Annotated in this window: 11 protein-coding genes and 1 pseudogene; 9 read left to right on the plus strand and 3 right to left on the minus strand. The window is 26.8% G+C overall.

The genetic code is table 11. The features are described from left to right. Positions 1 to 133: 133 nt before the first annotated feature. The 8 genes from ABF633_RS09165 to ABF633_RS09200 all read left to right on the plus strand — a co-directional run bounded on the left by ABF633_RS09165 (position 134) and on the right by ABF633_RS09200 (position 8,594). A complete protein-coding gene (locus tag ABF633_RS09165; protein ID WP_415523396.1) occupies positions 134 to 805 on the plus strand; it encodes a response regulator transcription factor in 672 nt (223 codons plus the stop codon). After that, entirely contained in the window at positions 793 to 2,232 is a 1,440-nt protein-coding gene (locus ABF633_RS09170) for a sensor histidine kinase (RefSeq protein ID WP_415523397.1), read from the plus strand. The genes ABF633_RS09165 and ABF633_RS09170 overlap by 13 nt, the downstream gene beginning before the upstream one ends. Before the next feature lie 351 nt (positions 2,233 to 2,583). Then, positions 2,584 to 3,942: an ABC transporter substrate-binding protein gene (locus ABF633_RS09175; RefSeq protein WP_415523398.1), complete on the plus strand. Its 1,359-nt coding sequence runs from the start codon at positions 2,584 to 2,586 to the stop codon at positions 3,940 to 3,942. A gap of 13 nt (positions 3,943 to 3,955) precedes the next feature. Next, on the plus strand, positions 3,956 to 4,465 hold the full coding sequence (locus tag ABF633_RS09180) for a hypothetical protein (RefSeq protein WP_415523399.1): 510 nt from the start codon (positions 3,956 to 3,958) through the stop codon (positions 4,463 to 4,465). A gap of 68 nt (positions 4,466 to 4,533) precedes the next feature. Then, positions 4,534 to 5,388, plus strand: a complete 855-nt coding sequence (locus tag ABF633_RS09185; RefSeq protein ID WP_415523401.1) for a carbohydrate ABC transporter permease — start codon at positions 4,534 to 4,536, stop codon at positions 5,386 to 5,388. A gap of 12 nt (positions 5,389 to 5,400) precedes the next feature. Further along, on the plus strand, positions 5,401 to 6,237 hold the full coding sequence (locus tag ABF633_RS09190; RefSeq protein WP_415523402.1) for a carbohydrate ABC transporter permease: 837 nt from the start codon (positions 5,401 to 5,403) through the stop codon (positions 6,235 to 6,237). 10 nt (positions 6,238 to 6,247) lie between these two features. Continuing rightward, positions 6,248 to 7,360 carry an efflux RND transporter periplasmic adaptor subunit gene (locus ABF633_RS09195; protein ID WP_415523403.1) on the plus strand — a complete coding sequence of 371 codons (1,113 nt, stop codon included), beginning with the start codon at positions 6,248 to 6,250 and terminating at the stop codon, positions 7,358 to 7,360. Between the two features lie 13 nt (positions 7,361 to 7,373). Then, complete coding sequence (locus tag ABF633_RS09200; protein ID WP_415523405.1) at positions 7,374 to 8,594, plus strand: ABC transporter permease; 1,221 nt, start codon at positions 7,374 to 7,376, stop codon at positions 8,592 to 8,594. A gap of 324 nt (positions 8,595 to 8,918) precedes the next feature. Here the strand turns inward: ABF633_RS09200 and ABF633_RS09205 are convergent, their stop codons facing one another. Then, a complete protein-coding gene (locus tag ABF633_RS09205) occupies positions 8,919 to 9,068 on the minus strand; it encodes a hypothetical protein (RefSeq protein WP_415523406.1) in 150 nt (49 codons plus the stop codon). A gap of 640 nt (positions 9,069 to 9,708) precedes the next feature. On the opposite strand from ABF633_RS09205, the gene ABF633_RS09210 reads away from it, so the two are divergent. After that, on the plus strand, positions 9,709 to 10,698 hold the full coding sequence (locus ABF633_RS09210; protein WP_415523407.1) for a tyrosine recombinase XerC: 990 nt from the start codon (positions 9,709 to 9,711) through the stop codon (positions 10,696 to 10,698). A 226-nt stretch (positions 10,699 to 10,924) separates the two neighbouring features. On the opposite strand, the gene ABF633_RS09215 is transcribed toward ABF633_RS09210, so the two are convergent. Together ABF633_RS09215 and ABF633_RS09220 are read right to left on the minus strand one after the other, a co-directional pair. Then, positions 10,925 to 11,341 carry a hypothetical protein gene (locus ABF633_RS09215; protein ID WP_415523408.1) on the minus strand — a complete coding sequence of 139 codons (417 nt, stop codon included), beginning with the start codon at positions 11,339 to 11,341 and terminating at the stop codon, positions 10,925 to 10,927. 316 nt (positions 11,342 to 11,657) lie between these two features. Beyond that, positions 11,658 to 11,861: pseudogene (locus ABF633_RS09220) on the minus strand (dihydrolipoyl dehydrogenase); the annotation flags it as partial. Positions 11,862 to 12,176 lie beyond the last annotated feature (315 nt).

A 12,176-nucleotide genomic window follows, 5' to 3' on the forward strand; every position in this document is an offset into this window, starting at 1 on the left:
TGAAAGGAATCGTTAATGCGGTTCTTTTTTAATGGGAAAATATATAATTATACAAGTTATCTTAATGTTCTCTTAACATTAAATCTGATAAAATATTATATTGGGACTTTTAAAATTTAAAGAAGGTGAGAATATGAATTTATTAATAGTAGAAGATGATAAAGAACTATGTGCTTTATTAAAAGACGGTTTAAAAAAATATAATTATATATGTGATACTGCCTATGATGGGGAAGAAGGGTTGTATTATATAGGAATAAATGAATATGATGCAATAATTCTAGATATAAATTTACCTAAGATTGATGGAATAACCCTCTGCAAAACTGTAAGAGAAAAACTTATAACAACACCAATAATAATGCTGACAGCAAGGACAGATACAGAGGATAAAATAATTGGGCTGGACAGCGGGGCAGATGACTATTTAGGAAAGCCCTTTGCACTTAAAGAATTGAGAGCCAGACTACACGCTTTAATCAGACGTAATTATAATAAGCCTTCCAATATAATTAAAATAGGAGAATTATTCATAAATACTAAGGAAAAAACAGCAGCGTTAAATGAAGAAGAAATTGAATTAACTGCAAGAGAATATGATATTTTAGAATTATTATGTTATAATTACCCAGGAATTTTGTCATCAGAGAAAATAATCGAACATGTATGGGGAGCAGAAAGCAACGAATTTTCTAATGTCATTAGAGTACATATTACCAACTTAAGGAGAAAATTAAAAGATAGTAATGGCGAAACTTTAATTGAAACATTGAGAGGAAAGGGATATAGAATATGCTTAAAATAAGAAATAGAATAGCATTATTATATAGCTTGCTTACTATTGCTTTAATCATTATTTGTGTAATTTTATTTTACTGCTTTTTAAAAATAAATATCGATAGACAGCCTATACTATCAAGTATTATATCTAATAAATCTTATAATGTATCTATACCAAAAGAGAAAGGAGCAAAAGCTAATGATGCAAATAATAAGATTACCATAGCTTTAAAAGATAATAGTATTAACAATAGCATAGGAAAAGATTTATATTCTAAAAACTCTCTTCTTATGATTCTAGATAAAGATAATAATGTCCTTTATTCAGAACATTTACCAAATAATTTTGATGAAAATCTAATAAATAAAGCTTACGGAGCCAAAGGTATAGAATCGAATTTTAAAAATATGAATGAAAATGATATTATAAATAATCATAATAAAAATAATATACTTATTATTTTAGATGAAAATAACAAAGTTATTCGCTATCAAATATTACCTGATGATTTTCGTCTATATAACGGTGAAAACTCCTCAAAGGTTATAAATCTCACTTGGGAAAATTTTCAAAATATATTTATGAATATTCTTTACCAAAGAATTATTTTAGTTATTTTGATAGTAATAGCTATAATTTTAGTGATAAATTTTATTTTAAGCAGACAATATGCTTCCTTTGCATTAAGACCCTTAATTGAATTTACAGGTAAGGTTAAAAGGCAGAAAAATTTTGAAACTATAGAACTTATTGAACCCACAAAAACTAAAGATGAAATTTATGATTTAACAGTGGCTTATAATGAGGCTTTAAGTAAAGTCAAATTATCCTACGAAAACCTGCAAAGATTAAATTCCTATGTCTCCCATGAACTTAGAAATTCCTTAGCAGTTTTAAGAGCTAAAATAGAAATCGGAGAAGATACTAAGGAAATTACACAATATATAGATAGCTTAAATGGAGTTATTACTGATATTTTAGCTATGTCCACTTCCAGTTTATCCAATAATGAAGAGACAGTAGATTTAGCTTTAGTCTGTGCCAAGATAGTTGATGAATATACTGTAATTTTCAACAATATAAAATTTAATATGCCGGAAGATGGTGTTGAAGCAATTAAGGGAAAGGAAATCTGGATAGAAAGATGTATTGTTAATCTTATTGATAATGCTATGAAATTTGTAGACAAAAATAAAACTAATAATGAAATAAATATCCAGGTTTCAGAAGATGACACAAATATCATTGTAGAAGTTTATGATAATGGTATTGGTATTGATGCGTCTAAATTTCATGAAATATTTACACCTTACTATGGAACTAAAAGGAGAACAAGTACAGGTATCGGCCTTGCCTATGTAAAACATGTAATGGATCTTCATAAAGGTAAAGTGTTAGTTGAAAGTAAGAAAGGGGAATATTCTAAATTTTCTTTAGTATTTTTTAAGTAATAATACATTTACATAAAATTAAGATATATCAATGCTTTGAGGGATTACTTGCCGAGTCAAAGTTAAAATTTTTATATTATTCTAAACTATATAATTTCAAATTTATAAATGGCTAAATAATGTTTCTTATAGATTTGGATATGAATTTTTATTAATAGATTTTTTGTGATATAAATTACATAATTTATACTCCTGAAATTTGTAATTTCAGTATAGCTAACAAACAATGCTATAGGAATTACGAATTTTAGGAGTTTTTTATTTATGCATAATAATACCATCTTAACGTTATATTAACATTTCATTTGCTAATATAAAGACAACAAACAAAAATATTAAGAAGGTGAAGTAATGAAGAGAAAAAAAATTATATTATTTATAACCCTACTAATAATTATATCAGTTCTAGGTATTTATCCTGTAATAAATAAGAAAAATTTAAACTCCAAAGAGAGTAATACTTTAAAAATCTATCTTACAGGGAAAAATGGGAAATATGATAACAGGATGAAGGTGATTATTGATGAATTTGAAAAAAAATATCCTAATATAAAAATTGAAAAGGTAATAGTTGACAATAGTTTTGGAAATGAACAATATGCAAAAAAAATGCTTACAGATACTTTAGCAGGAAATGGTCCAGATATATTAGTTTTAGATAATATGAGTACAATAAATCTAGAAAAATCTGAAATGCTTCTAGATTTAAAACCTCTTATGGAACAGGATAAAGATTTAAAAAAAGAAGACTATAATACAAAAGTTATTGAGGCAGGCTTATACAATGGTAAACAGTTAATAATGCCTTTAGATTATTATATTAATGAATATATAACCACTGAACAGCTTTTAAAAGATAACAATATTAAATTGGAAGATAAGTACTCTCTAAAAGATTTTATGAATGCATTGGGTGGATATATTTCTTCAATAAATGGAAATAAAAATAAATTTCTCTTTGCCACGCCAATGAATATAGGAGATTTTTTAGCCAGCAGTGGTGAAGAATTTATTGATTACAACAATAAAAAAGTATATTTTGATAAACCAGAATTTAAAGAAATAATAGATAATTATAAGAAGATTTATAAATCATCTAAAAAGTCAGCAGACATTTCAGGTTATTTTGGCACTAATGGTTTTGAAGATTTAAAAAATGAGAGTGCTTTATTTTCAAATGACCCTCTTATTATAAACGATACTTTCTTTGAATATGAATCTCTAATAAGTCAAGTTATGGGAGAAACACAAATTATAAATAGTATGCCAAGCTACAAAGGAGATGATAAACCTACTGCTATCATTGACCGCTCCTTAGCAATTAGTAAAAATTGTAAAAATAAATCGGCAGCATATAACTTTATAAAAATTGCTATTTCTGAGGATATACAATCATCACCTAATTTGTATTCCTCTATACCAGTTAATACAAAGGCTATAAAAGATTTGAAGCAGCAATATATGAATGAAGTAAATAATATTTTTCAATTGCCTTTCATTAAAACAAAAATAGTAAAGCAGCCATTATCTGATAATTTGCAAAAATATTACAGCAAGGTAACAGATAATATACAAAATGCTGTGATTACTGATTACGAAGTAGATCAAATAATGATGGAATCTTTGACTCCATATTTTGAGGATAAGTCATCTTATGAAACTTGTGTAAGAGCTTTAGAAAACAAAATCAAATTATATCTTAATGAGTAAAGGAGCTAATGTAATGAAAAGTAAAAAAAATATAAAAATTGTGATAAGTGTAGTTAGTCTGGTTATTTTGATGTTTGCAGCAGGATGTTCAAATACAAATACAAATAAAAATTCTGGCAATCAACAATCTTCAGCAACCAGTGGAAATTCCGAAAATAATAAATCTTCCAATGCAGCATCACCAGATGACGAAGCAAAGAATGCAACCCTAAGCGGCACAGTAACAAAAACAGATGGAAACAAGATAACTATTATAAAAAAAATAGAAAATAAGAATGGATCAGCATCAGCACCTAAAATAGGATCAGCAGAAGCGGCTAAAAATATGGTTACGTTTGAAGTTTATAATAACACTGCTGTAATTGTAAGAACTGTAACTGGCAAAGGAGCGGCGAATTCAGTTGGAAAAGATACAACTGGCTCCATATCAGATATTAAAGTGGATTCATTTGTAGACGTGTGGACTAAAAAAGATGGAGATACAGTTACTGCTACAAAGGTAATAGTATATATATTTAATTAAGAAACGCTGGAGTAATAATATCACCAATTAAACATTATTTTTAACAAGTAAGGGAGGGAATAGAGATAGTGAATTACAATAAGCGAGAAAGCATAATAGGCTATATTTTCGCAGCTCCATCCATAATAGGATTTCTGTTATTCTTTGGAATTCCTTTCATAATAAGTTTGGTGTATTGTTTTACACAAGGAGCTGGAAATGTAGAGTATGTTGGTTTTAAAAATTTTATAGATTTATTTAATAATAGCGCCTTTCAATTAGCAGTTAAAAATACATTGTTATTTAATTTAATAAGTGTACCATTAGTTATTATAATATCTTTAGGAATCACTATTATTTTGAATAGTAAGATAAAAAGAGGTTCCTTCTTTAGAACGGTATTAACTTTACCACTGGTTATTCCTGTAGCCTCTGTAGTGCTTGTATGGCAGATATTCTTTGCTCATACAGGTACTGTTAATCAGCTGCTTTCTAAACTAGGTATTGTTGGACCGGATTATCTTAGTACAGGCTGGTCATTTTTTATTCTTGTTTTACTTTATGTATGGAAAAATTGCGGCTACAATATGATAATATTTCTTGCAGGACTAAACAATGTACCAAAGGAATACTATGAGGCAGCAGCCATTGACGGCTATGGAAAGGTGGGCATTTTTTTTAATATTACTTTACCGTTAATAGTTCCCACCATATTCTTTGTATTTATAATTTCACTTATAAATTCATTGAAAATTTATAGAGAGGCCTACCTGCTTTCAGGACAATATCCTGATTCGAGCATTTATATGCTGCAGCATTTTATAAACAATAATTTTGCCAATTTAAATTATCAAAGACTTTCCACTGCATCAGTTATAGTTTTTATTTTTATATCAATTTCCATTTATTTTTTATTTAAATTGCAGAACAAATATGATGTATAAGGAATGATGATCATGATAAAAGAAATAAAAGAAAATATATTTTTAAAAGTAATTAAATACTTAATCTTAATTATTTTTACTGTCTGTGCCTTACTGCCAGTAGTATATATGATCTCTAGTTCATTTATGGGTATGGCACAAGTTAATCAATCACTTTCAGATTATAGCTTTCATATTGTTCCAGACTCCTTTACACTAATTCAATATTATGAAGTTTTTCTTAGAAGTCCTGAATTTTTATTGAAATTTTGGAATTCTATAATACTTACACTACCTACAGTCATTGGACAAATAGTAATATCTGTTTTAGGAGCTTATGCTTTTGCAAAGATAAAATTTCCATTTAATAAACCTATATTTTTTATGTTTATTTTACTTATGCTAATGCCCTATCAGGTAACTCTTATACCAATATATATTATTCTCAAAAAGATGAATCTAGTAGGGAGCTATGCTTCAGTAATACTTCCAGGAATGTTTTCAACCTTTGGTGTATTCTTATTAACACAGTTTATAAAAGCTATTCCGGATGAACAGTGTCAGTCTGCAAAGGTTGATGGAGCTAATCATATTCAAATATTATTTAAAATTATATTGCCTCAATGCAAAGGTGCTGTGGCTTCGCTTGCCATACTCAGCTTTTTAGATAACTGGAATATGATAGAACAGCCTTTAATTTTGCTGGAAAATACAAAACAACCAATGTCTATTTTTTTATCACAAATTAATCAAACAGAACTTAGAGTAGCTTTTGCAGCAGGAGTACTATTTATGATTCCATCAATACTTATATTCTTAAAAGGGGAAAAAGAACTGATGGAAGGAATACAGCATCTTGATTTAAAATAGGAGGATTTATATGAATAAAAGAAATAAGATTATTAATATAATTATTATAATTTTCATTAGCATTATAGTTTTCTGCACATATTTTTCTAAAACAATAAAAAATATGCTGCTTCCTGAAGTTAGTGTGGTTACTTTAAAGTCAGGGACCATAGGAAATAATTATCAGACAGAAGGAACTATAAAATATGCAAATACTCACAAAATTTATGCTATGAATAATTGGAATGTTAAAGACGTTCTTGTAAAGATAAATCAAGAGGTTAAAAGGAGAGACGTTTTAGCCAAAGTAGATAATGATGCAATAACTTTAAGTGAAAGAGAAGAAAAAGCAACAATAATAAACCTTCAAAATCAAATAGAAGCTTTAAAAAATACACCTAATCCTGATCAGAATAAGATTAATGAATATCAATTTCAATTGGATACGGAGAATATGAAATATAAACAGATTCGCAATGGATTAACTTCAGATGGAAGTATATTGTCAGACATAGATGGTAAAATAGTAGCTATAAATTCACAAAATGGAGCTCAAAATCCATCCTCTAATAAATCATCAAATAGTAGTACAGTAGCAGGTAATAATGCATTGTTTGAAATTGCAGGCAGCCAGCCTGATTTTCTCGTTAATTGGACTAATACTTCTAATGATGCAAAAAATATTGCAGTAGGTGATAAAGTAAACATTATAGCCTCCAGCAGTGACAATAATAATTCAGCAAAGCAATTAACTGCCAACGTTTTACAAAAACAATATAATGATCAAACAAATCAATATGAATTTTCTGCTAGTATAGATGGTAAACCCAATCTTAAAGAAGATGATAATGTTACTATAAGTACTATAGACAATACAAAAAGATATGATAGCGTAATACCAAAAAGTTGTTTAAGTCAAGAAAATGGTTTGGATTATATATTTGTTGTGAATCAGAAAGGTGGAGCATTAGGATTCTATGAATATGTTCAAAAAGTTCAAGTACAGGTGGTAGCTTCAGATGATGAAAATTGTTCTATTAAGCCCGCCAATGGAACATCAATATCAAGCAATCTTGGTATTGTCATGAGCACCTCCAAAGCTATAGATGACAATTCAGAAGTTAAATTAGATACAGGAAATTAGTAGAGGTGATTTTGTGAATATAAAAAGAATCATAAAGCTAAAATTTATAATAAGTTTGATTGTATTAATTATTCTGATTATATTTAGTACTTATTTTAATTTAAATTTAAACAAAAATGTTTCTAATATATTGGAATACAAAAAAACAAATAAAAGTTTAAGCACAAATGACAATGGCATAACCTTCGCAGAACTTAATAAGGTAAAGGAAAAATATAAAGAATTTACCTTTACAGGCTACAAGGAAACTCTGTGTGATGTAAAGAATAAATACGGCAATTCACCTGGTAAAAAAATAAAAACAAAAATGGTGTTAACAGATGAAAACTATTTTAGTTTATATCCTTATAAAATGATAGAAGGTGGCAAAATTGACTTCTTATCCGTAGAAAACGGAAACAAGGTCGCAGTAATAAGTGATATTTTAGCCAATAATCTATTTAAAAGCACTAAAGTAATTGGGGACATAATTACTTTAAATAATGAAAATTATAAAATTGTTGGAGTATACAAAGAAAATCAATCCTTTATTTACAGTACCTCAGAAGATGGCTATGAAAGGATATATGTTCCATATACCTCCTATACCACAAAGGATAAAAATCAAAGTTTATTTTTAGATATATTTTCAACTAGGGAAACAGTAAAAGTCACTTATAAGAACATTAATAATAATTTGATTAGAACGCTGGGAGGAAACTTATCCTTATATAACATGATTAATTATACAACACTAAAGAAAATAAGTTTTCAGTATGCACAAATACTGTATTTTATAATAGGTATTTGTGGGATTATTTTTTTAATAAAAATAGCATTAAAATATTTTAAAGTCCTAACAGTATTTTTTAAAGAGAAACTTAAAACTAATTATTTTAGTCAGATATTAATAAATAATAAGAAGGAAATTTTGTTTACTTCTTCAAAGATACTATTATGTTTAGCCAGTATAGTTATAATTTTTAATCTAATAAAATTTAATATAACTATTGATAATAAATACCTGCCAAATGACAATGTTTTCGATATAAGTTTTTATAGAAAAACTATTATAGATAATATGCAGCTTAGAAATGCCAATGAAAGTGGCTTTAGTAATGTTTATGACAGATATATAACTGATGTAACTAACATAGAAAAGATAATTCTTTTAGGAGAAATAATAACTTTTGTTATTCTTATCATAGATGGAAGATTATTATTAATGGTAAAAACAAAAAGAAAGCAAGAATGAATAATAGAATTTTAATTATAAAAAGAGCTCTTTAAAAATTAGCTCAAAAATTCCTGTTAATAACTACTTTAGATTGTAATATTACTCATTATTTTTATAAACCTTACATTTTAATGATATTTCTTTATAGCGTAATTTAAAATTTTTACCTCTAATAGCAGATATAGCAATAAACCATACCATTATATTTAAAATTAATAAAATTATAAACAAAATATTTTCACCTCCGTGTTTATTTTTTTAAATAATTTGATATAATAAAGGTAAGGGAGCCATTGGCTTCAAGTGTTGATATAAATTTAATCGGAAGATAAGTAGCTGTAACTACTTATCTTCTTCTCTTTTGGAACCTATCTTTAATTGCAAATCTTTTATCGTTAATTGTATTTCAATAGGGTGTTTAGAATTACATATTATAATTAACCCAATCAGTACTGTTACTGATAAGATTACATCTCCCATGTATTTCTCCATAAGGCTCACCCCCTCATTGGTTACTTCCATTCACCAATAGCTCCCTATAGTGGGAGTGAACCTTCATATCAACTACACCAATAATTTTCATTTATTATTATACCATAAAATACATTTTATAATCTTTATTTTAGATTTATCTAATTTTTCTTTTTTAATGTTATTTTTTAAATAAATAAGAATATTATAATACCTTGAGAGTTTTAACTAAATAATTTTGAATTTTATTATAAGAATATTATTTATAACAAGATACTGTTTATCATCTTCTTTATTTATCAGTTAATTTCCAATTAAATTACCAGTAAAACAGATACCCTAAAACCTATAGTTGATAAATATTATCATTTGATTATCAATAAGGCAGAATAGGTGAGAACCAAGTGTTTTTATATATACATATATTATAATAAATTAAAAATCAAATCTGTTGAAAATTTCAGCAAATAGAATTTCTAAAATTACATTTGATATGATCAACAAAAAACTTTTTTGATAAAAATTTATTTAAATTCAATATAATAATCACTTATAAAAGAAGGATTTTATCCCCCTCACGTCGAATTATTTATGCGTAAAATAAGAATTTGACGCAGTTAGATATAAAAAAAGATTTTATCTTATTTTTAGGAGGATTAATATGCAATATAATATAAAAAATCTGTTTGATAGCACCATACCGAAACAAGTAAATGACTTTTTAAATTATTTAGGAACAATTCGAGGAAAATCAGAAAATACAATTTACAATTATAAAATTGATCTTATTTTATTTTTTCGTTTTTTAAAACTATACAAAGGTCAAGTAAAAAAAGACGAAGATTTTAACGAAATATTTATCGGAGATATAGATGATGAATTCATTAAAAATATATCGCTTCCAGATTTATATGCTTTTATATCTTTTACAGAAAACTTTAGAAACAACAGCAATTATGCTCGTGCAAGAAAAGTTGCTACATTGAAATCTTTTTTTAAATATTTATCTACTAAAGCAAAAATACTAAAGGAAAATCCTACTTTAGAATTGGAATCTCCTAAGATTCACAGTAGAAATCCTATATATTTAAGTCTAGAACAAAGTAAAGAGCTTTTAAAAGCAGTTAAAGGTGAAAAATATGAGGAAAGGGATTATTGCATATTGATTTTATTTTTAAATTGTGGAATGCGACTTTCAGAACTGATAGGAATAAATATATCAAAGATCAAAAATGATACCCTTTCAATCATAGGAAAAGGCAATAAAGAGAGAACTGTATATTTAAACCACATATGTATTCAAGCAATTAAGAATTATATGATAGTACGAAATGAGCAGCTACCAAAGGTGCTAGAGGAAGACAAGGACGCTCTTTTTTTAAGTAGAAATAATAAAAGAATAAGTAAAAGAACCGTAGAAATTACAGTGAAAAAATACATAAAAAAAGCTAATTTAGATTCTGACAAATATACTCCTCATAAATTAAGGCATACAGCAGCTACTCTTATGTATAAGTATGGTGATGTTGATATAAGAAGCCTTCAGCAAATACTAGGTCACGAAAGTGTATCTACTACTCAGATATATACTCATGTAGATGATGAAAAATTGCGGGAAGCTGTTAAATCTAATCCACTAAATGACTTATAAAAAAATCACCATATTATAATTATTTAATATGGTGATTTTTTATTCACGATACTATACTCTCTTGTTTAACATTTCCTTTTGCTATACTTAATCCTAAATTAATTAATTCATGTTGCGTGAACTTTAATTTTATTCCATTATATTTAATAATATAGCCCTATTTTTTTATTTCCATTTTAGCATGAATTTATCCTATTTTTCTAAATAAATTTTATTCTTGATGTCATTATTTTTGTTTTTTAATAACAAAAAATCCAGGAAATCTTTCTTCAACAACCCTATCTCTCTTCTCTTCATCATCTGACTCTATTACTTCTCGTAGTCCATCAATATCATCTATTAATTCTATATCAAATGGAAGATCATCTTTTTCATCTCTTATATAATCATCATCGTAATCATTTAATAATTCTGCATTTTCGCCATCTTTATCGTCATCAAGATCATAGCCTTGTTCTTGTATCTTTTTTATTTCTTCTGGATCTTCAATAATTCCATCTATCAAAATTGATTTCTTATCACGATCTAAATCAAGACATTTACCACAATTATTACAGGTTTTGCTTTTATCTAAATCGCATTTATCGCAATCACCGCAATCAGTACATTGAAGTGTTGAATCAAAAATACACATTTTACTCATACTATATATTTATCCTTCCTTACTTTAAATTTAAACAATAACATTAACTATAGCATATATATTAGTAAGTATCAATGATTTTTATGTATTTTCATAAATTGTTTTTTATTTTGAAGTTTTAATTAGTTGTCATAATTATTACTTTACATAATATTTAGTATGTAAAGTAATAATTTTTTATAAAAAAATACCGCTTAATTACAGTACTATTTCAGATAACTTTTTCGCTATTTTTTCATTACCAAGTTTATTTAAATGTAATCCATCAATATAATACGTAAGATCAACTTCTCCATTTTCTTTATAAAACATAGAATTAAAATCTAAAACCTTTAGCTAATAAAGCAGCTTCACCAATAGTAGGATGTTCATGTACTGTTAATACCTCATCATATTTTTTATCCGCAATAAATTTTATAATACCACCAGTTTCACCCATTATAAGAGATTTTCCATTTGCAACCAAAGGAAACTTATCAACTTTATAATTAATACCCTTTTGCTTAGCCTGTTCCTCTGTTTATAATCACTAGACTCTTAGGATTATTTTCTAAATTTAAAGCTCCTGTGATGTCAATTACTCCTGTCAATTTACTTCCTTCAACAGGAGGTATAAAAGGTACTGATCCTTATGAAATTATAGCATTATCAAACTTTATTTTTCACTTGAACTATCCAGTTTAGATATTACCAAACTATCCTTTGCTTCAATATTTACAATCTATTTTTGGGAAAATAACTTTCAAAATGGGAATAATTTTCTCAATTTCCCATTCTGAGAGTTACTCTTGTCTTAATAAAAACTATAAATTTTTATTATATTGCAATGACTAAA

Origin of the sequence: Clostridium sp. (assembly GCF_047718555.1) — a bacterium.
GTDB lineage: Bacteria > Bacillota > Clostridia > Clostridiales > Clostridiaceae > Clostridium_I.